The sequence below is a fragment of the Paenibacillus sp. Pae15 genome, assembly GCF_024519685.1.
Taxonomy (GTDB): Bacteria; Bacillota; Bacilli; order Paenibacillales; family NBRC-103111; genus Paenibacillus_G; species Paenibacillus_G naphthalenovorans.
Genome location: NZ_JALJRM010000006.1, coordinates 173,736 through 192,827, shown reverse-complemented (window position 1 = coordinate 192,827; position 19,092 = coordinate 173,736). Strand labels below are relative to the sequence as shown.

Here is a 19,092-nt window from a genome sequence, read left to right as displayed (position 1 = left end):
TACCGAATTTCATGTTCATCTGAAACGAATGGAGTTGAATCATGCGGTTTTCTGAAGCTTCCACCCATGCCAAAAACATCATCCCGATTTGGATCGGGACGGCCGTATATGCTTTCGGGCTTCATTATTTTGTCATTCCGAATGAACTGATGGAGGGAGGGCTGACCGGCTTTGCGCTGCTCTTGAACTACATTTTCAGTTTTCCGCCATCCCTGACCACGCTCTGCATGAATGTTCCGCTGTTTTATTTGGGCTGGCGTATATTAGGAAAATCCTCCATGGCATACACCATCATAGGTACACTTTCTTTGTCGTTTTTTCTCTGGATCATGGAACGGCTGATCGGCAGCGGTTGGCTTGTGCCCTTTCGGACGGAGCACGATTACTTTCTGGTCACCGCTTATGCCGGATTTACACTGGGATTGGGCCTGGGCATCGTCTTCCGTTTTGGAGGAACAACCGGGGGGACCGATATTTTGGCCCGGGTCATCCATAAACTGAAAGGTTGGCGTATAGGGCAGATTATCCTGACGATGGACGTTATCGTGATTGGTTCCTCTCTCTTTTTCCTGCCGAAAGAGAAAATCCTGTATACGATTGTTGTTGTTTTCATCGCTTCCAAGATGATCGACATTCTGATTGAAGGAGCATATGCCGCCAGGGCTTTCACCATTATTACCCACCAGTCGGAAGCTGTCGCCGCCGCCATTACGGAATCACTCGATCGGGGAGCCACATTATTACCGGCTGTGGGCGCTTATTCCAAACAGCAGAAGCATATTGTTTACTGTGTAGTGGCCCGCAGTGAAATGAAAAGGCTTAAAGACCTTGTCCGTTCCATCGATCCTCTCGCATTCATTATCATAACGGAGGTACACGATGTCGTTGGAGAAGGCTTCAAGCCTAAATAAGTCCATATTGAACTAACGCGTATCGTCATTGCTGCGGCGAACCGGCACAAGACCGTCGTTCTTTTTGGAGAGCCGCCACCCGGCAAAAGCAAGTGAACTCAAAATGATCAACCCGAACGTCAGCGTCCACAGAATCGGATTCTGCGGCTCCGGATAAGGCAGATAGGCTGTTGTTGCCTGTCTCATAAACAGTTTGTCCAGCATTTGCCGCATGGCAGGGACGGCATTGAGCACGTCATCGAACGGTTCGCCCTGAAGCAGGGACTGTGACCGGACGAACGCGACAAGCGAATCCATTTTCTCCACATCGGAGGGCATCCGTCCAATAACCAGGCTGGGCTGCACAATGCTGTAATTATGCTCTAACCGGGAGGAAGCCGATTGTAAATCCGACTGTCTTTGGCTTTTAGCCGCTTGTTCCACACCGGTAACGTCATCCTGAAGACGGTCGTAATATTGAAGCCATAACGGCTGGGTGGGGTGTGTTAGCGCATCGGCCGCCAGCCGAACCTTTGCCGCGGCGATTTGCCGATCTTCAGGCTGAACCTTGGCCAAACCAAAAATGCGCTGTGCATCGGTAACGGTTTGGGTCAGAGCGGTCATTCCTTCAGCCGAAGTCAATCCCTCATAACGAATTTGAGATATTTGGTCTGTCAGCTGCTGCAATACGATTCGGCTATCCTCTACCTCTCCCTGCAGCAGTTTTTGATACATATCATCGGCAGTACGGTTCAACAGATCGGCCTTCTGAAGCTGCTCCTGGGAAGGCTTTGGCGCCTCCGCCTCATTTTTGTCCTTGTCATTCCCGCTGCAGCCGCCGAGCAAAGCAGCAACGAGCAGCGCCGTTATGATCAGACCGAGCCGCTTCACGTTGTAAGCTCCGAACATTGGTACATCCCCTCCTAAAAACATCGTATGGGAGGATGTCCAAATTTAGACCGATTTTGTACCGGTCTCCTTCCGTTCCTTCCGTACCCTCCATCTCCAGAGAAGCAAAGCCACGGCAATGCTGGCCCAGCTTAACAACATCGTAAAAGAGGCGATCGGAGTCAGATCATCCTCCAGCACCTCCGGGAGCCATGGATAAATGCCGACGGCGTAATCCATGATGTCGTTCAGAAGCACCCAGCAGGCTGCGAAAAGAACCGCCATCCATCGGAAACGGTAAAAACGGTAGTACAGCAATACTTCCATCGCCATCCCCAGATGTGAAAACGTCAGCATCCAATCCTGCCAAACCAGCCGGTCCCCTTGGTACGCTCCTGCCATGATCATGGCTACTGCCCATATCCCGTATTTAAATGAAGTAATAACGGCAAAAGCCTCTACAAAACTTCGTAATCCGCCAGACGGCTTCCGTCCGGTATCTTTATCGTTCGCTCTTCTCAGCAGCAAAATCAGCAGAAACCAAGTGAAAAACAAACTGGCCGTAGGGCTGTCCGGGACAAAGGGAAGATAAAGCGGAGACATGTTTTCTGCGGTGAACTTTAATTGATTGCCATACCATATGTATCCGTAAATCGTACCAAGGAAGTTCACCCAAAACAAGGTCCACAGCATCTGCCGGCTGCCCAGAAACTCGCGTGAGAAAAAGTAAGTCCAGCCCCTGATTGACAACAATGACTCCTCCTCTTCTTTCTAAAAAAACCTGACCGCATTAGCGGTCAGGTTTTATCTTGTTATTGTTTTTTCTGTCTGGAGAGCCAATCCGCAAGCTGTTCGATTTCGGCCGGTGTCAGACCTTTGCCAATGTTGGCATCATATTGTCCAGGCATCTGACCAATACCGTTATGGATAATTCCCAAAATCTCATCCTTGGAGTGAAGGTCTCCCACTCCGCGAAGCGCCGGGATTTTGGCCGAAGGCATTCCCTTCAAGTCCCCGCCATGACAGGAAAGGCAAGTCGACTTCGCATAAATTTGCGCTGCCGGATCATCAGGAGCTACAATTGCAGCGGCTTGCTGTGCGGGCGGCTTCGCTCCGCCCCCGCCTGCGCCGCCTGATGTGCCTTTGTTGGCGTGCATTTCTTCTTCACGTTTGATATGCTCCGGAATAATATTTTTCTCCTTGAGCTCTGCCTGATAGTGGCTCCAGGACACGACCGTCAAATAGGTGCAAGCGATCAAGCTCAAAAACATTAAAGCGGATGCGATCGGCCGCTTGTAAAAGCGTCTTTCCTTGCCCGTATCCAGAAACGGAGCCAACAGCAAAGCACCGAACGCGATACCCGGAACACCAACGGTACCCAGCACCACGAAATTTTCCGAAGTATACGGGTATTTGAGAAGCTGATACATGAACAGGAAGTACCAGTCCGGCATCGGAATGAACTGTGTATTCGTCGGATCAGCAGGATAGCCGAGCGGAGCCGCATGAGACACGGTCAGAGCCAAAATACCAACCAGCACGACAACGCCGACCATCCATTCTTTCAAAAGGAAGTTCGGAACAAATACTTCCGATTTTCCAGGGTAAGCAGAAAAATCTTGCGGAGTCAATTTCGTCGATTTTACTCGAACGCGTGAATCCCCAACGTAAACGATTTTCTCGTCCGATTTATGACCATGAGCCACGGAACGCTCCTCCTTCTCGTTTTCTTGGTAGAAAACCGTAAGCTGCAAATTTTACGGAAATCTTATAGCGGCCCGGAAATACCTTGCTTGCGAATCATGAAGAAGTGTCCTGCAAGCAGAGCCAATAATGCGCCCGGAAGGAAGAACACGTGCAATGCAAAGAATCTCGTTAACGTTTGCGCCCCTACGATTTCCCCGCCTTGCAGGAGGGTTTTTAAATATGGACCGATATACGGTGCGGATTCAACAATTTTAAGCGTAACGCTTGTTGCGAAGTAAGCTTTATTGTCCCAAGGCAGCAAATATCCCGTCAAACCAAGACCCAGCATGACAAAGAATATCAGCATCCCGACAACCCAGTTCATTTCCCGGGGAGCCTTATAGGATCCAGTAAAGAACACGCGAAGCGTATGTAGGAACATCATGACAATAACGAGACTGGCGCCCCAATGGTGCATCCCGCGTACTATCACGCCAAAAGCCACCTTATGCTGCAGATAGTCTACGCTTGCATAAGCGTTGATGATATCCGGCACATAATACATGGTCAGGAACATGCCCGACAGAATTTGTATAACTGTGATAAAGAACGTCAAGCCGCCGAAACAGTATACAAAAGCGGAGAAGTGATGAGCCGGGTTAACGTGCTCCGGCACCTCGTGGTCCGCTACGTCTCTCCACATCGGCGTGATATCCAGGCGTTCATCGATCCAGTTATAAACCGCTTTAAACATCTGATGCTACGCCTCCTTATTACACCCGTTTATTAGGTCCGAGCTGACCAACATACACAAAACCGTTCTCGATCTTCACTTCATATTCGTCGAGCGGCAGTGGCGCTACGGCTAATGCTTTTCCGTCAATTGTGTAATGCGCACCGTGACAAGGACAATAATACTGGTTCTGGAATTGCGGACTGCCATTCCAGTTTACCGTACAGCCCAAGTGCTTGCATGTCGGGTTCAGGGCAAAGATTTTGCCGTCCGGACCTTTTGCAATCCATGCTTCGAGTTCAGGACTGCTTTCGTACCAGCCGTCCACTTGATGCACTTGGAACTTGAAGGATTTCGGCTCGTTCGTAACTTTGGACTCTTCCACAACCTTTACCCATTCAGCTTGCGACTTAGGCTGAAGAACCGGATCCACTGCAAAGCGAACCATCGGAACCAGCATCCCTGCGCCCATGAATGCTCCTGCTCCACCGAGGGTGTAAGAAAGAAACTGGCGTCTGGACATTTCACGACGTTTGACTGGTTTATCGCCGTGATGCTGCGTCTCTTGATTCGTGTGATCGTTCATTCTCGTTCTACCCCCTTTTTGCAACATATATCAGTCGTTCGACATAACTTTACACCATACACTAGGACATTACTAATAATAGCCTACACCTCAATGGGCGTCAAGAATGGAGTCTGCTTATTCCTAGGTGTAATCTGAAGTGTCGAAGCTACATGTAACGAAATTGTCACAACTGGCGATGTTGGGTAATGTGCCAGGCTGTTACATAGAATTCTCAACATTTCCATGAATCATACATGCGTCATTAGGTCAGACTTCCATTCCACAGGTTTGCCATCAATTCCGCCGCTTGGCGCTTCAATTCGCTGCCGGAAACTCTGAGTTCCTCCGGCGTAAAACGCAGAACCAAATCGGCATGTTTCGTTTCAAGGAACCCTTCCCCAAACTCGGGTTCAGACTTGGCCGTTACGATAACAACGAACCGAAAGCCGGTTTTCTTGAGGCCTTCACAGACCTGGTCCAGCAGCAAGCTGCCAGACTCCTGCCTTGTGGCGCTTGCAAAATGCATGGCGGGATACGTTACGATACGGCCTTTGAACGGAATCTCAATCAAGTCGAGCGCATCGCGTAAATATTCCAGTTCCCTGGTGGCCTCCCAAGGCGTCTCCCCTCCGTTTAATCCCGTAACCGGCAGTACCGCCGTATCCAGATACGGACGGAGCTCGTCCCATGTCTGCTCCTCAATGTCGCTAAATTTCAATGATTTCACCTTCTTTCCCTGTATCACTTTAGCACAGAAAAAAAGACATATGAACTATCTTCATATGTCTTTCAAAGAAATGTCATCATTGGCGCTAGCTCTATTTATTCCGGATTCATTCACCCAAGTCTCTCAGTGTATTCAGTTCGGTCGTTAGGGCAATAAAGGATTGTTCGTCACCATTAGCCAATGCCTGATCTATTTCTTCGTATAATATTTCCTCTTTGTATTTACGCAGCGCTTCGTCAAGCAACATTTCTGCAAACAAACTCAGCATCATGTCGTTTGTCACGTTCATTTTGCCCATAAGAACCTACCTCCAAACCGGGTCATAATCATCCATTTACACCACTTACTGCTTAAGGCTGCCCCTCAGATACTCAGAACCTCTGACGCAATAGCTCTCCATCGTCCGCTTCATCCGCTCCAGATCCTTCTCTTGCAGCTCCCGAACCACTTTTGACGGCGATCCGAGAGAAAGCGTGTACGAGGGGATTATTTTGTTCTCGGTCACAAGCGTTCCTGCCCCTATTAAAGCATATTCACCGACGGAAGCGCCGTTAAGTACAATCGCCCCCATCCCGATTAATGTGCCTTTGCCTACATGGCATCCGTGAATGATGGCACCGTGTCCTACGGACACTTCATCTTCGATGATCAAGGGCTGATTGGTATTCACATGGCCGATGCAGCCGTCTTGAATGTTGCTTCGCTTTCCGATCCGAATGGGGGCCAAATCTCCCCGAAGCACGGTGTTGTACCAGATGCTCGCCCCTTCTTCGATAATAACATCACCGATAATTTGTACACCGGGCGCCAGAAACACCGTTGGATGAATCTGGGGCAGAATACCGTTATAACTGTGCAGCATGAACCGTTACACTCCTTGGATAGGGCGCTGTGAAGGCCGGATACTCCGCCGCGATACAGCAGCCTCGATTTTTGGAGTGATTGTAGCAAGACCTTCAAAGATTGTCAATTGTCAAACATCAATGGTAATCTTTTCTTCGTCGGGCACATACGTTCCTTCAATAATGTGACTGCCCAGCTTAGTGACCTGAACGACGCGTCCCCACCTTTCGTCCTCGCCTATCCTCAAAAGTCCAAGATGCATCATCATCTGGATAATCCGCTGGTCCAGGATCGAATCGGCCGTATCGTAGTAGTAAGGCCGAATCAATGGAGTCAACACCTCTCTTAGCGAATGATAGGTAACCCATGATTTGCCTAAACGGCTTAACCAATGGACCAACGATTGAAGGTTGGGAATAGGGCCTTTATACAGCCTTAACCAGAAACGGTAAATTTGGAACGGGTCGTCTTTTTGGCCTTCGTCCACCTTCGCTTCGCCTTTGCTTGTGAGTGCCAGCACCTGGTTGTGTTCCGTAATCAAATCGTTGTAGTAGCAGTAATCGTAAATAAAAGAAAACCGATTGGGATACTCACGGAACATTCTGCCGTAGCCGAATCTCCATGCGGTTTTGCCCACAGGGTCTTCCCTGACCGCCAAGCGTTCCAGAATCTGCTGGAGATTGCGTTTGTACATGACATTCTCAGCAGTAAGAATGACTTCCTGACTCCGGAGAAAATGAAGAAAGCTCCAGATGTCCTCCGCCAGAAATCTTTGCTCGTCCCGGTAGACGGGCGGCTCTTCGGTCGTTTGAAGCTTTTGCTGAAATTGCCTGGCCAGTACGAGAATGAATCTGCTTTTTAAATCGGCGGGCAATTGAAACAAGTATCGCGTTTGATGGGAATATCCGCTGAACAACCATCCCCTTTGCTTGAAGCGTGAAATCATTTCGCGCGGATTCCAAGCCGTGTTCTCGTCATCCTTCGTAAATCGGCTTTGCTGCACCCGGGCAATCAGCTCCTCCAAGCTGAATGACCCGCGCTGGTCAAACAAGAGCGAGTTGAGAAAACGGATGTCTTCGATCGATAAGGCTTCAACCTGAGTATCGAAAACCTCCCGCCGTCCTACCGCACACAAGATCGACTGGATGAGCTCATTTTTCGAATGGCCGTTGCACTCGCAATGATACGTAACGGCGATGCGGCTCAGCTCATGGATATCCGCATAGCTTAACATGTCGGCTAGATTCATGCGTCTGTCCCTCCAGAACTTCTTAATACCCATTATAGGAAAATGTTCCGGTTTTAAACGCGATATGAAAAAAATTGCAAAAAAAAAGCGGATTCCCATGCAGCATCTTGCTTTGCATAAGAACCCGTTGGTTTCAAATACTTTGACCTTGCTCCTGCTCCAGCTTCACCAAGTGAGAGGTACAGTTTAAGAGCCGGCAATGCCAGCTTTCTTCTACACGTTCGATGACGGTCAGAGACGTATTTTTTAAATGCTCCTCTATGGGCTGACCCAAGAAAGAAGCAAGAACAGGTGCGATATATCCCCCGTGGCTGACGATCAGAATCCGTTTCCCCCAATGATCCCGCTCCATATCCAAAAGAAATGACCGCCAACGCGCCAGAAGCGCTTCATCACTTTCAAGGCCCAAATCCAGCTCGCGCCAATTCTCCCCCCATCTTAAAAGGCGATCCTCCGTCGTCGTCCCTTCCAGTTGGCCGAAAGCTCTCTCGCGCAATCTCGAATCTACCCCTATAAAAGGCGAGCCTGTAATGTCCGCTATCAGCTGCGCCGTCTCCCGTGCCCTGATCAAATCGCTCGAGATAATCGCGTCCCAGTCTTCTCCCTGCAGCCTTTCGGCCAACAAGCGCGCCTGTATCCGACCGACCTCGGCCAAAGGCGTATCCATTTGACCCTGCATACGACCCGCCAGATTCCACTCTGTCGTTCCATGCCTTACGAATCCAAGTACAGTCATCCTGTCTTCAACATCCCTTCTAAAAGCTCAGTCAAAAAAAGAAACGGCCCTCGGGGGACGGTAGTGCCAGTCCGAAGTCCGCTAGATTTTGGTGCGTGTCAACCAGTTCATAATCAGTAAAGTACAGGTCAAACCGAACAACGAGACGAACAACATATAATCATTCACCGTCTGAATCGGTCCGACACGATACATGAACGGCTCGTTAAATCCTTTCAGACTGGCTACCGCCGTTGGCATGGCGTGGACATTCAACGATTCCCCCCCGCCGCTAGCCGCCACCACAACCGGGTCCCCCAACCGGCCGAATACGCTGGACTCTTGAGCAAGAGGAGGAGCAGCATCTATGCTCATCTCATGAGATAGAGAAAAGAAAAAAGTGAAGACGAACAGCGCAATACAAAAGGAGATGACCGCCGTAAGGTTGCGGCGGAATTTGTATGAGAATGGATGCAGCCGGTCGTGGGCCGGAATTCGCCAAGACTCATCCTCGTATATCCGCTTCATCACACTGGAGGAAACCGACTTTTCCAATGACACGACAGGCTCATCATTGGCGGTAGAACGAATCAGTTGCGTGCTTTCCTGCCAGATCTCGAACTCTTCCTCACAAGCCTTGCAATGCTTGATATGTTCATCCACCGCCTGCCTTATTAAATCGTGCTCCGGCAAATCCCAATAGACGCCGAACCATTCATGTATGTCTTCGCATTTCATCTTCGATTCATCCCCTCATACTCCTCAAATATCGGTTCAAGAAAGTATGGTTCCAACTGAAGCTTTACGCTAGCCCTTGCCCTGAATAACAAAGATTTGACCGAGCTTACCGTCTGCCCGAGAATATTGGCAATCTCCTGGTAGTCAAGCTGGTCGTATTCACGCAATATTAGTGCGGATCGCTGCTTCTCAGGCAGATTATTTATGGCATCCCTTACCATAGAAACTCTCTCGTTCCGCAGAACGGTTTGTTCCGGGAGCGTGTCCAAAGAAGTTTGAGGCGTATATCCGCTTTGCTCCAAGGAAACCTTTATATTTTTATGTTTGCGCAGCTCGCTTAACACCGTATTGCGCGCGATGGTATACAGCCAAGTGGAGAAGGTCGCCTCGACCTCACGAAACGAATGAAGGCTTTTATAAGCCTTATAGAACGTTTCGTTGCAAAGGTCTTCCGCCAGAGATTCCATCTGCGAGCTTTTCAGCATGTGAAAGATGAATGCCAAAATCTTACGTTCGTAGCGGCGCATTAATTCATCATATAGCTGGACGTTGCCGTCCTTGATTTCTCTGATCAACTGGGAATCGGTCATGCAATTCGACCCTCCTTGTGATTCCTGCTTACTCCCAGCGATACTACTTGTTTGTACTGTAGGGGGAGTATAAAAGTTGCGGTAGTTTCGAAAAAAAAATGAAAATGATACTTTGCTGCTCTTAGATGCTATACTATTCGTGGTATAAGGCCAAAATTCCTTCTTTATCGACAACTTCATAGGGTCTCCCCGATAAAGATGTACAATATATACTACGATTAGTTTATCAAAATAAGATATGCTGGAGAAGCTTACAACATGAACATGTCCGCCAACTCGTGAAAATTACAAAAAAAAGACCGCCTGAATCATCAGGCGGTTGCACATTGTGCCATTATTCGGATAGGAGTGGAGAGAAACCATACTGTACTTTTATTATATGTATCCGTTTACAAAAAGTCAACGTTTTTTTGAAAACGTTTCCTGCCAGTTTTAAAAAAAAGATTACACGTGAACCGTGTAATCTTTTTTCAGCAGCTCCAGCGCTTTATCCATATCGTATTCCTCCCGGAACGATAATCTCAAAACGCCTGGAACGTCTTCCCTGCTTTCGATAATCTGAATGTTGCTCAAGTTCACACGATGGCTGCCGAGCAGCATGGTAATTTGACCGATGACGCCCGGGTGATCCGGAACATCGACATAAATATCGTAAAAGGAGTGGATGACTCCCTTGCGGCGTTCCGGCAAACCTCCGCGGAATTGGTTTGCCTTATGAAACTCCTGCTCGATCCCTTCGCCGTTGCCGGTCTCCAGCAGCTTGATGAATCTTCCGACTTCTTCATTCCAATCCTTGAGCAAATTCAGCATCACGGTTTTGTTGCTGATCAGAATATCCCGCCATATGATCGGATCACTGGAAGCAATCCGGGTAATGTCGCGGAAACCGCCCGCGGCCAAATTCTGATAAAGCTCGTTCGATTCATTGTAGCGCGCCACCTGATTCACGAGAGCAACGGCAATAATATGCGGCAGATGACTGATAGCACCTACGATTTCATCGTGAAGCCTGGCATCCACCTTCACAATGTGCGCCCGGGTCCATTGGAGCAGGTCGGTCAAGCGGGTGTATGCCTCTTCGGGGGTATCCTTGTCCGGTGTCAAAACGTAGAACGCATTCTCGAACAACCGAGAGGTTGCCGCTTCGACCCCGGACTTTTCCTTGCCGGCCATAGGGTGGCCTCCGATAAAGGATACGCCTTGCAGGTTCAGCCTTGACGCATATTCCGCCACAGACGCTTTCGTGCTGCCCACATCGGTGATGACACAGCCCGGCTTTAGAGGAAGCTTGGACAGCCTGGTCAAGTACTCTTCCAAATTCCCTACAGGAACGCACAGAAAAATAAAATCCGCGCCTTCTGCGGCTTCCTCGAAGGAAGTGGTAGCATAATCGACCACTTCACGTTTCAAATACTTTTCTACGGAACTCGGATTGCCGGAATGACCGACGACCGTCAACCCCGGTTTTCCTTTGAAGCACAGGGCGAGCGATCCACCGATCAGCCCTACGCCGTATATTGCAATTTTGGTCATGAAACCGCCACTTCGCTCAATACTTGCTCCAGCGCCTCAAGGAATTTACGGTTTTGCTCCTCGCTGCCTACCGTTACGCGGATCTTGGTCGGATAGCCCCAGCCCGGGTCATGACGAACAATGATGCCTCTCTGAAGCAAGCCCTGAAATACCGCTTGACCCGGACGCTTCACATCGATCATGATAAAATTCCCATGAGCCTCAAAATACGGCAGGCCCAGCTTATCCAATTCCGCTGTCACTTGCCGGATACCGGCGGCGTTTGCCTCACGGCACGTGCGGATAAACTCGTGATCCTGCAATGCGGCAAGCCCCGCCTTCTGTGCAAAGCTCGTGGTATTGAAAGGCTCACGCACCTGGTTAATCGAACGAACCACATCCGGATGTCCAATGCCAAAGCCGATGCGCAGGGAGGCCAATCCGTATATTTTGGAGAACGTGCGCAGCACCACAATATTTTTGTATTTATTCAGCAGCGAAATGCTGTCCGGATACTCTTCGTTGACGGTGTACTCGGCATAGGCTTCGTCGAGAACGACCATGACATGATTTGGAACGGATTCAATGAAGGATACGATTTCCCGTTCGCTTAACATGGTGCCCGTCGGATTGTTCGGGTTGCAGATCCAAACGATCTTGGTACGTTCGTTTACTTTGGCGAGCATGGCCTTCAGATCGTGCTTTCCGTTTTCATCCACGGGAACTTCGATAAAGGTAGCCCCTTCGATTTCCGCGTTATGCTTGTACTGGGGGAACGTCGGAAACGCGGATATCGTTTCATCATTCGGCGTTAAAAAAGCGCGCGCGATCATCAGAATCACCTCGTCCGAGCCGGCGCCGAATATGATTTGATTCGGCTTTACGCCGTAGTGCTCAGCTACTGCATGCGTCAGGTCTACGGCTCCGCCGTCCGGATATATGCTGACTTGATCGAGCAATGAAACAATGGCTTCTTTCGCTTTCGGAGAGCATCCGAACGGGTTCTCGTTGGAGGCCAGCTTGATGACATCAGTAAGCCCCAGCTCCCGCTTGACTTCGCTGATCGGTTTTCCCGGTTGATACACCGGAAGATGTAAAATATTTTGTTTAGGCTGCACTTCGGTAGTCACCTCGTTATAAGATTGATGAGCAGAAATATGAAATCAGTTACCCATCAATTTTCGCACAAATTCATTAATTTGCAAGAGGCCTTGTGATTTTGTTACATCTTGTGTCAGCAGCGGCAGCGCTTCTTCCACTTTTTTCACCAAGGCGCTGCCCACGACAATGCCGTCACAGGTCTTGGCAAATCGGGCATACTGCTCTGGGGTGGAAATACCGAAGCCGATCGCAATGGGAAGATTCGTCGAGGCTTTTACCGTTTGCAGGAACTCATCCACGCCGCTGTGAAACTCCGTCCGCGTCCCCGTCACGCCAAGCGAAGATACACAGTACACAAAACCGCTTGCCCGCGAGGCGATTTTCTGCACCCGCTCCCTGGAGGTCGGAGCTACTAGCGGAATCAAATGAATCCCGTGCTTCTTGGCTAACGCCCGGACCTCTTCATCCTCCTCCATAGGCAAATCCGGAATGATCAGACCGCTGATGTCGCTTTCCTGAAGAAGTGAAAAAATCCGGTCAAGCCCCGTTTGAAGTACAGGATTGAAATAAGTGAACAATATAAACGGCAATTCGCACCCCTCGCTGCGCGCTTGTTTGGCAGCGTAGATGCAATCCAGGATGGTGATGCGGTTCGCTTTCAAGGCCCTCATGGAAGAACGTTGAATGACGGGACCGTCGGCAAGAGGATCCGAGTAAGGTACGCCTAATTCCACCATAGCCGCTCCCGCTTTTTCAAGCTCCTTGATCACATCAATCGAGGTCCGCACGTCCGGATCCCCGATCGTCAGGAAAGGAATAAAGGCCGGTTTTTGTTGCTCCCGCAGTTCGGCAAACTTCCGGTCAATGCGATTCATCGGCATTTCCTCCTAAATAACTCATGATGGCTTCGACGTCTTTATCTCCGCGCCCGGAGAGACTGACAACAATAATTTGATCTTTGCCCAAGGCCGGAGCCCGCTTAATCGTCTCGGCTATCGCATGGGCGCTCTCCAGCGCCGGTATGATGCCTTCCTTGCGGCTGAGCAGCTGCAGCGCATCGAGCGCTTCCCGGTCGGTAATCGGGATATATTCGGCACGCCCGGTGTCCTTCAGATACGAATGCTCCGGTCCGATCCCCGGATAATCAAGGCCGGCGGAGATGGAATGAGCCTCCTGCACTTGTCCGTACTCATCCTGCAGAAGATAGCTGTAGGAGCCCTGGAATACGCCCTTGCTTCCTTTGGTCATCGTGGCGGCGTGTTTATCGGTCTCCACACCGCGCCCTGCCGCTTCAACGCCGATTAACCGGACGCTCTCGTCATTCAGGAAAGGATAAAACATGCCGATCGCATTGCTCCCGCCGCCTACGGCAGCAATGACCGTATCCGGCAGCCGGCCTTCCCGCTCAAGAATCTGCTTGCGCGCTTCATCGCCGATAATGCGCTGGAAGTCGCGGACCATCATCGGGTATGGGTGCGGTCCTGTTGCCGAACCAAGGATATAGAAGGTATCGTCTACATGGCTGACCCAATAGCGAAGGGTCTCATTGCACGCATCCTTCAATGTTCTCGTGCCCGAGGTGACCGGCACGACTTCCGTGCCAAGCAGATTCATCCGGAATACGTTCAGCTGCTGGCGCTTCATATCTTCTTCACCCATAAACACCTTGCACTCAAATCCCATCAGGGCGGCAACCGTAGCTGTCGCCACGCCATGCTGGCCAGCGCCGGTTTCGGCGATAATTTTGGTTTTGCCCATCCATTTGGCCAAAAGCCCCTGACCGAGCGCATTATTGATTTTGTGCGCCCCGGTGTGGTTTAAATCCTCCCGCTTCAGGTAGATCTTCGCGCCGCCCAAATGCTCCGTCAGACGCCCGGCATAATAAAGCGAGGTCGGCCGTCCGGAATAACGATGAAGCCAATAATTCAGCTCTTCCTGAAATTTCTCGTCTTTGGCATACTTCTTAAAAGCTTCCTCCAGCTCGATCAATGCGTTCATCAGCGTTTCCGGCACATACCGCCCGCCGAATTTGCCGAATCGGCCATACTCATCCGGTCCGTTAAACAATCGATTTCACCCTTTCGACAAAAGTCGTAATTTTTCCGATATCTTTTACTCCGTCGACCTCTACGCCGCTGGACACATCCACACCGTCAGGAGCGTAGCGATCGATCAGCCCCCGTACATTGTCAGGCTGAAGTCCGCCGGCCACCAGAAGAGGAATACCCGCTTCACGGCACCATTGCTGATAGGGAGGAATCGTTTCCCAGGCAAAGGTCTTGCCGGATCCGCCGCCGTACATCGGGTCGAATGTATCCAGCAGCATGCCGTCTACCAAACCGCGATAAGGCTCCAGGCTGCCGCGGACGGACGCTGTTGCATTCTCCGATGACATGGCCGCGGAAATCGCCATCACTTTAAACACTTTGACGCCCGGAAACCATTTTTTCACGGATCGGCAAAACTCCGGGCTCTCCTGGCCGTGAAGCTGAACAACGTCAAGCGCCGCCTCGCGGAGCACGGCTTCCAGCTCATCCAGGCCCGGATTGACAAAGACACCCACGGCCTGCGGCCGGTGCTCCGCCGTCCGGATCGCGCGGAGCATCGCTGCGGCTTGGCCCGGAGTGACCTGACGTTTGCTTCTTGCGAATACAAAGCCGATATAATCAACGGGCAGACCGGCAACCTGCTTTGCCATTTCCTCTGTTTGCAGCCCGCATATTTTAACGCTGACCATCGGATACTTCACTCCTTGACCGCTTCTGCATCGGCGTAAGCTCCCAGCAATCCGTGAACCGCAGCAGATACATCCGGCTGGCGCATAAAATGCTCGCCCACCAGCACCGCATGGGCACCGGCCGAAAGCAGCCAATCGATTTCCTCCGGCTTGGATATACCGCTCTCGCTAACGACGGTAACCCCTTTAGGAATATGCTTTACCAGCTCCTCCGTCGTTGCCAGATCGGTGACGAAGGTTTTGAGATTGCGGTTGTTGATCCCGATCATCGTCGGGTTGAGCTCCAGCACACGCTCCAGCTCTTCCCGGTCATGAACCTCGATCAGAACATCCATCCCGAGATCTTTGGCAATCGTATGGAATTCTTTCATTTGCTTCGTCGTCAGTATAGCGGCGATCAGCAGAATCGCATCGGCGCCGATGCAGCGCGCTTCATAGATTTGATGAGGGTCGATCGTAAAATCTTTACGCAATAAAGGCACCTGCACGGCTTCACGTACCCTGGTTAAGTAATCGTTAGCGCCCTGAAAGTACTGAACGTCGGTCAAAACCGAGATGCAATCCGTCCCGGCCTGCTCGTAAGCCTTCGCCAGCCGGACAGGCTCGAAATCATCGCGAATCAATCCTTTGGACGGGGATGCTTTTTTTACCTCCGCAATCAGCCCCATGGAACGTTTGCGTCCGGAGCTCAGCGCCCGCTCAAATCCGAGGCAATCGGGAAGCCCGGCAATGCGCTTCTCCATTGCGGCTATGTTGATGCTCTCTTTCAGCTGTTCAACTTCCCGTTTTTTGGTCATGACAATACGATCAAGAAACATGGCTCACTTCTCCCGTATATTGGACTAACTGCTCCAGCTTTTCCTTCGCTTTGCCGGAATCGATGACTTGAGCCGCCAGCTTCACGCCTTCCGGCAGCGTTTCGCTGAAGCCGGTCACATAGAAGCATGCGCCGGCGTTGGCCAGCACAACATCCCTGCAGGCACCCGGCGCGCCGGAAAAGACGCCGCGGATGATCTCCGCATTCACCGCTGCGTCCCCGCCCACGACGTCCTTGAGGCTGTATACCTTCAGCCCCAGCTCTTCCGGAGTGATTTCAAACGTACGGATGCCGCCGTCCTTCAGCTCCGTCACCTGGGTCGCATCCGAAATGCTGATCTCGTCAAGCCCGTCCAGGCTGGCGACCACCAAGGAGCGTTTCACGCCCAGGGCCAGCATCACATGAGCGATCGTTTCTGTCTTGCCGCGATCAAACACACCCAGTACCTGCCGGTCAGCACCCGCCGGATTCGTGAGCGGTCCAAGCAGGTTGAACACCGTGCGGAAGCCAAGCTCTCTTCTGGATGCAGCCACATGCTTCATCGATTGATGATACAGCTGCGCGAACATGAAGCAAATGCCGACCTCCTCAAGGCAGCGAGCCGCCTGGGTCTCGTTTAACTGGATGTTGACTCCGAGTGCTTCGAGCACATCCGCACTGCCGCTTTTGCTCGACATCGCCCGGTTTCCATGCTTCGCCACCCGGACGCCCCCCGCCGCGGCTACAATCGCCGCCGTCGTAGAGATATTAAAGGTGTCGGCTCCGTCTCCTCCGGTTCCGCACGTATCCAATAAATTCTCCCGTCTCGTTTGTACACGATTGGCTTTGGCGCGCATGGTCTCGGCGAATCCGGTGATTTCCTCAATCGTCTCGCCTTTCATGCGAAGTCCGGTAAGCATGGCTCCGATCTGCGTCGGTGTGGCCCCTCCTTCCATGATGTGAGACATGACATCCCGCGCCTCCGCCCGTGTCAAGTTCGATTGTCCGACAATTTTATGAATCGCTTGCTGTACAGTCAATTGCTGTTGGTCCAACGTACTCGCCTCCCCATGATGGGTCATCCCCATTATGCTTATTGATAATAATCGTGGTTGATCGGCACATATTCGCTCGACTTGGTTGCGAATGCCGCCTCGGCTGTCCGGATCGACTTCAGCAGCGGTTTGGCTTTATTCACCGTTTCCTCGTACTCGTTCTCCGGAATCGAATCCCATACGATGCCCGCTCCCGCTTGTGCATAAGCTTTGCCGTTTTTGAAGATGATCGTCCGAATCGTGATGCACGTATCAAGATTGCCGGAGAAGCCAAGATATCCGATCGCTCCCGCATATGCACCGCGCGCTTCGTTTTCCAGTTCCGCGATGATCTCCATCGCTCTCAGTTTCGGAGCCCCCGACACGGTGCCCGCCGGCAGGCAGGAAATGAACGCATCGTAGAAATCCTTGTCGGCGGCCAACTGGCCGGAAACGTTGGAAACGATGTGCATGACATGAGAATACCGTTCGATTTCCATGAACGTGTCGCATTTGACTGTCCCGAATTCCGCTACGCGGCCGATATCGTTGCGTCCCAGGTCGACGAGCATCAAATGCTCCGCCCGCTCCTTTTCATCGGCCAGCAACTCCTTCTCCAGCAGTAGATCCTCTTCCGGCGTCCGCCCGCGGGGACGGGTTCCCGCAATAGGACGGGTCTCCACTCTCTCATCCTCGACCCGGACAAGAAGCTCCGGAGAAGTGCCGACAATGACTTCGTCGTCCATTTTGAGACAATACATATACGGAGACGGATTCATTGTCCGCAGGATGCGGTAAACATGAAGCGGAGATACGTCCGTTTCAATCTCAAACCGTTGGGAAAGCACCACTTGAAAAATATCTCCGGCACGAATATATTCCTTCGCCCGATTCACATTTGAAATAAACTGCTCCTTCGTCAGGTTGGACTTCACTTCGCCCAAATCGACTTCGTCCGGTATCGCCCGATTCGTCATGGACATGGCGGGCAAAGGACGCTTCAAACGTTCGATCGTGGCATCAATTTTGGCGCAAGCCGCTTCGTAAGCTTGAATAATCTCGCTATCCGTGCCGTGCGGGGGGACATGAACATTGGCGATGATTTTAAGCTGCTGTTTAAAATGATCAAAGACGATGACCTGGTCGCAGAACATAAACTGGATGTCGTTCATTTGCAGGTCGTCCTCCCGGTGCTTCGGCAGCTTCTCATAATACTGCAGCAGGTCGTATCCGAAAAATCCGACCGCTCCTCCCGTGAAGCGCGGCAGATCCGGCAGCGACGGACTCTTGTAATCACGGAGATAAGCCTTCAATACGTCCACCGGCTTCTCCATCGACGTGCTCAGGCCCTCCGGGCCCTCAATCTGTGTCACGCCGTTCTTGGCCCGGATCATCATAAAAGGGTCCGTGCCGATGAAGGAGTATCGCGCCCATTTGACGCCACCCTCAACACTCTCTAGCAAAAACGCCCGATTCTCCTCATAAAAATGCTGAAACACGCGAATCGGCGTATCCGTGTCCGCAATCAAATGGCGAACGACCGGTATCAGGTTATAATCCTTCGCCAGCCGGATGACTTCCTTCACTTCCGGTGTGTACATATCCATCTCTCCTCTTCTCACCTGAGACTTGCATCTGCTCTAAAAAACAAAAAAGCCTCTACATGGAGTAGAGGCGGTCATTCAGCCGATGATCGGTCAAGCCCAAAGTAAACAGCTTTTCAGCAGCACTAAAAAACACGAAGAAACCATGGCTCCCCCTTTAAAACCGTGCCGCAAAAACGCATATTCTCTCTTCGAGCGAAACGCTCACTCATCTCATCTCAACTGAACTCAACTGATCTCTACTCTGCTCTCAAACCAATACTTACACCTTTTACGTTAATACCAACTATACTACCTCTGTTATGCGTTTGTCAATTTGGACAAATCGGGACGGAGCCTTTTGGCCTCCCTCTGAAATACATGCTTGATCTCCGCCTGGCTCTTCTCCGTATTGACCGTCACCATCAGCCGGACGCATTTGGGTAGGCTGCCTTCCACCGGAATTTCCAGCGAGCACATGAGCGGGACTAACTCCCAGCCTTCCATCTGCCTGATGGCCTTTGCCGGAAACGTCGCCGTTAAATCTTGAGTTACCGTGACAAACACGTGAGCAATCTCTTCAGGAATGATTCCGTTTTCCGCAATAATCTCGTTCAAAAGCTCCGTTGTAGCCGATAAAATTTCGTTCTCATCATTATTTTCTACTGTTGTTGCCCCGCGTATTCCCCGTACAAACATAAG

General features: G+C 51.0%; 22 protein-coding genes. 1 reads left to right on the top strand and 21 read right to left on the bottom strand.

What is annotated here, in order from left to right; all coding sequences use genetic code 11:
- Positions 1–41: 41 nt before the first annotated feature.
- Positions 42–911 (top strand): YitT family protein, encoded by an 870-nt coding sequence (locus tag NR121_RS07505; protein ID WP_062408842.1) that lies wholly within the window; start codon positions 42–44, stop codon positions 909–911.
- 12 nt (positions 912–923) lie between these two features.
- Here NR121_RS07505 and NR121_RS07500 read toward each other — a convergent pair whose 3' ends face one another.
- The 21 genes from NR121_RS07500 to aroH form a co-directional block, all read right to left on the bottom strand.
- Positions 924–1,799: a sporulation protein YpjB gene (locus NR121_RS07500; protein WP_074726817.1), complete on the bottom strand. Its 876-nt coding sequence runs from the start codon at positions 1,797–1,799 to the stop codon at positions 924–926.
- A gap of 45 nt (positions 1,800–1,844) precedes the next feature.
- A complete protein-coding gene (locus NR121_RS07495; protein ID WP_074726816.1) occupies positions 1,845–2,528 on the bottom strand; it encodes a DUF1405 domain-containing protein in 684 nt (227 codons plus the stop codon).
- Between the two features lie 62 nt (positions 2,529–2,590).
- Positions 2,591–3,484: a c-type cytochrome gene (locus NR121_RS07490; RefSeq protein ID WP_062408844.1), complete on the bottom strand. Its 894-nt coding sequence runs from the start codon at positions 3,482–3,484 to the stop codon at positions 2,591–2,593.
- A 62-nt stretch (positions 3,485–3,546) separates the two neighbouring features.
- Positions 3,547–4,218: a menaquinol-cytochrome c reductase cytochrome b subunit gene (gene qcrB / locus NR121_RS07485; protein ID WP_054818297.1), complete on the bottom strand. Its 672-nt coding sequence runs from the start codon at positions 4,216–4,218 to the stop codon at positions 3,547–3,549.
- 19 nt (positions 4,219–4,237) lie between these two features.
- Positions 4,238–4,783: a Rieske (2Fe-2S) protein gene (locus NR121_RS07480; RefSeq protein WP_054818296.1), complete on the bottom strand. Its 546-nt coding sequence runs from the start codon at positions 4,781–4,783 to the stop codon at positions 4,238–4,240.
- Between the two features lie 244 nt (positions 4,784–5,027).
- Positions 5,028–5,483 (bottom strand): DUF2487 family protein, encoded by a 456-nt coding sequence (locus NR121_RS07475; protein ID WP_054818295.1) that lies wholly within the window; start codon positions 5,481–5,483, stop codon positions 5,028–5,030.
- Positions 5,484–5,598: 115 nt separating this feature from the next.
- The gene (locus tag NR121_RS07470; protein WP_054818294.1) at positions 5,599–5,790 is read right to left on the bottom strand and encodes an IDEAL domain-containing protein; all 192 of its coding nucleotides are present in this window, start codon (positions 5,788–5,790) and stop codon (positions 5,599–5,601) included.
- Between the two features lie 45 nt (positions 5,791–5,835).
- Positions 5,836–6,354: a gamma carbonic anhydrase family protein gene (locus tag NR121_RS07465; protein ID WP_054818293.1), complete on the bottom strand. Its 519-nt coding sequence runs from the start codon at positions 6,352–6,354 to the stop codon at positions 5,836–5,838.
- Between the two features lie 111 nt (positions 6,355–6,465).
- Complete coding sequence (locus tag NR121_RS07460; RefSeq protein WP_054818314.1) at positions 6,466–7,584, bottom strand: hypothetical protein; 1,119 nt, start codon at positions 7,582–7,584, stop codon at positions 6,466–6,468.
- A 133-nt stretch (positions 7,585–7,717) separates the two neighbouring features.
- A complete protein-coding gene (locus tag NR121_RS07455) occupies positions 7,718–8,320 on the bottom strand; it encodes a histidine phosphatase family protein (protein WP_256831034.1) in 603 nt (200 codons plus the stop codon).
- An 81-nt stretch (positions 8,321–8,401) separates the two neighbouring features.
- Positions 8,402–9,037: a zf-HC2 domain-containing protein gene (locus NR121_RS07450; RefSeq protein WP_174350384.1), complete on the bottom strand. Its 636-nt coding sequence runs from the start codon at positions 9,035–9,037 to the stop codon at positions 8,402–8,404.
- Entirely contained in the window at positions 9,034–9,627 is a 594-nt protein-coding gene (locus NR121_RS07445) for an RNA polymerase sigma factor (protein WP_062408848.1), read from the bottom strand. Before NR121_RS07445 ends, NR121_RS07450 begins: the two co-directional genes overlap by 4 nt.
- Before the next feature lie 444 nt (positions 9,628–10,071).
- Positions 10,072–11,160 carry a prephenate dehydrogenase gene (locus NR121_RS07440; protein WP_062408849.1) on the bottom strand — a complete coding sequence of 363 codons (1,089 nt, stop codon included), beginning with the start codon at positions 11,158–11,160 and terminating at the stop codon, positions 10,072–10,074.
- Positions 11,157–12,257, bottom strand: coding sequence for a histidinol-phosphate transaminase (gene hisC, locus NR121_RS07435; RefSeq protein ID WP_054818291.1), 1,101 nt, complete (start codon positions 12,255–12,257; stop codon positions 11,157–11,159). The genes NR121_RS07440 and hisC overlap by 4 nt, the downstream gene beginning before the upstream one ends.
- A gap of 45 nt (positions 12,258–12,302) precedes the next feature.
- Positions 12,303–13,115 (bottom strand): tryptophan synthase subunit alpha, encoded by an 813-nt coding sequence (trpA, locus tag NR121_RS07430; protein ID WP_074726813.1) that lies wholly within the window; start codon positions 13,113–13,115, stop codon positions 12,303–12,305.
- Positions 13,102–14,307 carry a tryptophan synthase subunit beta gene (trpB, locus tag NR121_RS07425; RefSeq protein ID WP_256831033.1) on the bottom strand — a complete coding sequence of 402 codons (1,206 nt, stop codon included), beginning with the start codon at positions 14,305–14,307 and terminating at the stop codon, positions 13,102–13,104. Before trpB ends, trpA begins: the two co-directional genes overlap by 14 nt.
- Positions 14,300–14,977: a phosphoribosylanthranilate isomerase gene (locus NR121_RS07420; RefSeq protein WP_062408852.1), complete on the bottom strand. Its 678-nt coding sequence runs from the start codon at positions 14,975–14,977 to the stop codon at positions 14,300–14,302. The genes trpB and NR121_RS07420 overlap by 8 nt, the downstream gene beginning before the upstream one ends.
- A gap of 8 nt (positions 14,978–14,985) precedes the next feature.
- Complete coding sequence (gene trpC, locus NR121_RS07415; RefSeq protein ID WP_054818290.1) at positions 14,986–15,795, bottom strand: indole-3-glycerol phosphate synthase TrpC; 810 nt, start codon at positions 15,793–15,795, stop codon at positions 14,986–14,988.
- Positions 15,785–16,855: an anthranilate phosphoribosyltransferase gene (trpD, locus tag NR121_RS07410; protein ID WP_375162513.1), complete on the bottom strand. Its 1,071-nt coding sequence runs from the start codon at positions 16,853–16,855 to the stop codon at positions 15,785–15,787. Before trpD ends, trpC begins: the two co-directional genes overlap by 11 nt.
- Before the next feature lie 11 nt (positions 16,856–16,866).
- On the bottom strand, positions 16,867–18,408 hold the full coding sequence (trpE, locus tag NR121_RS07405; RefSeq protein ID WP_054818288.1) for an anthranilate synthase component I: 1,542 nt from the start codon (positions 18,406–18,408) through the stop codon (positions 16,867–16,869).
- A gap of 303 nt (positions 18,409–18,711) precedes the next feature.
- The gene (gene aroH, locus NR121_RS07400; RefSeq protein ID WP_062408854.1) at positions 18,712–19,089 is read right to left on the bottom strand and encodes a chorismate mutase; all 378 of its coding nucleotides are present in this window, start codon (positions 19,087–19,089) and stop codon (positions 18,712–18,714) included.
- Positions 19,090–19,092: the final 3 nt, after the last annotated feature.

What these genes read in the sequence shown, in the direction of transcription:
- NR121_RS07505 (WP_062408842.1), top strand. Translation starts at nt 42, where the DNA reads ATGCGGTTTTCTGAAGCTTCCACCCATGCCAAAAACATCATCCCGATT.
- NR121_RS07500 (WP_074726817.1), bottom strand. Translation starts at nt 1,799, where the DNA reads ATGTTCGGAGCTTACAACGTGAAGCGGCTCGGTCTGATCATAACGGCG.
- qcrB (WP_054818297.1), bottom strand. Translation starts at nt 4,218, where the DNA reads ATGTTTAAAGCGGTTTATAACTGGATCGATGAACGCCTGGATATCACG.
- NR121_RS07480 (WP_054818296.1), bottom strand. Translation starts at nt 4,783, where the DNA reads ATGAACGATCACACGAATCAAGAGACGCAGCATCACGGCGATAAACCA.
- NR121_RS07470 (WP_054818294.1), bottom strand. Translation starts at nt 5,790, where the DNA reads ATGGGCAAAATGAACGTGACAAACGACATGATGCTGAGTTTGTTTGCA.
- NR121_RS07465 (WP_054818293.1), bottom strand. Translation starts at nt 6,354, where the DNA reads ATGCTGCACAGTTATAACGGTATTCTGCCCCAGATTCATCCAACGGTG.
- NR121_RS07460 (WP_054818314.1), bottom strand. Translation starts at nt 7,584, where the DNA reads ATGAATCTAGCCGACATGTTAAGCTATGCGGATATCCATGAGCTGAGC.
- NR121_RS07455 (WP_256831034.1), bottom strand. Translation starts at nt 8,320, where the DNA reads ATGACTGTACTTGGATTCGTAAGGCATGGAACGACAGAGTGGAATCTG.
- NR121_RS07450 (WP_174350384.1), bottom strand. Translation starts at nt 9,037, where the DNA reads ATGAAATGCGAAGACATACATGAATGGTTCGGCGTCTATTGGGATTTG.
- NR121_RS07445 (WP_062408848.1), bottom strand. Translation starts at nt 9,627, where the DNA reads ATGACCGATTCCCAGTTGATCAGAGAAATCAAGGACGGCAACGTCCAG.
- NR121_RS07440 (WP_062408849.1), bottom strand. Translation starts at nt 11,160, where the DNA reads ATGACCAAAATTGCAATATACGGCGTAGGGCTGATCGGTGGATCGCTC.
- trpA (WP_074726813.1), bottom strand. Translation starts at nt 13,115, where the DNA reads ATGAATCGCATTGACCGGAAGTTTGCCGAACTGCGGGAGCAACAAAAA.
- NR121_RS07420 (WP_062408852.1), bottom strand. Translation starts at nt 14,977, where the DNA reads ATGGTCAGCGTTAAAATATGCGGGCTGCAAACAGAGGAAATGGCAAAG.
- trpC (WP_054818290.1), bottom strand. Translation starts at nt 15,795, where the DNA reads ATGTTTCTTGATCGTATTGTCATGACCAAAAAACGGGAAGTTGAACAG.
- trpD (WP_375162513.1), bottom strand. Translation starts at nt 16,855, where the DNA reads ATGACCCATCATGGGGAGGCGAGTACGTTGGACCAACAGCAATTGACT.
- trpE (WP_054818288.1), bottom strand. Translation starts at nt 18,408, where the DNA reads ATGTACACACCGGAAGTGAAGGAAGTCATCCGGCTGGCGAAGGATTAT.
- aroH (WP_062408854.1), bottom strand. Translation starts at nt 19,089, where the DNA reads ATGTTTGTACGGGGAATACGCGGGGCAACAACAGTAGAAAATAATGAT.